The following is a 551-nucleotide window of genomic DNA, read 5'->3' as shown; positions in this document are numbered from 1 at the left end:
CCAAGGATCCGGCAATGATGCGTTCTCCCCTGTTTCTCGCTCTCGCGCTGGCCGTAGGTGCCGGCACCCCGCTGTTTGCCGGCGAGGCCTGCGCGCAGAACACGCGTGCCGTGCGCGCCACCACCGAATTGAGCATGACACTGACCGGAAAGATCGAGGTCACGGCAGAAGGCGCAGTCAGCGCTCTGGTGGTCGATCAGAAGGCGAACATCAGCCCGGGTATTGCCGCGTTTGTTGAACGCACCATTCGCCCTTGGCGTTTCGAGCCGACACGGGTCGATGGCAAGGCCGTCGCCGCACAGGCCCCGTTTCGGGTACGCCTGCGTGGCAAGTCCACGGGCAAGGGCGACTACGAAGTCAGCATGACCAGTGTCGACTTCAGCGAGTACGATCCGAAGGCCACCGATTCGGTGACGGCAGAGCGCCTGGCGCCGCCGCGCTATCCGGACGAGGCAATGAGGATCGGTGGTCAGGGCGATGTGATCCTGATGATCAAGGTCGCCCGTGATGGCACGGTGGCCGACGTCATCGCCGAGCAGGTCAACATGACC

Annotated in this window: 1 protein-coding gene; it reads left to right on the top strand. The window is 64.1% G+C overall.

The window, feature by feature from the left end; genetic code table 11:
- Nucleotides 1–14: 14 nt before the first annotated feature.
- Nucleotides 15–551, top strand: a 537-nt coding sequence (locus DAI20_RS20105) for an energy transducer TonB (protein ID WP_205781539.1), incomplete at its 3' end; no start/stop codon positions are given.

The organism is Planctomonas deserti, from assembly GCF_003067705.1.
Classification (GTDB): Bacteria; Actinomycetota; Actinomycetes; order Actinomycetales; family Microbacteriaceae; genus Planctomonas; species Planctomonas deserti.
The sequence above is the reverse complement of the archived record's forward strand: the minus strand, read 5'-3'. Positions and strand labels throughout refer to the sequence as shown.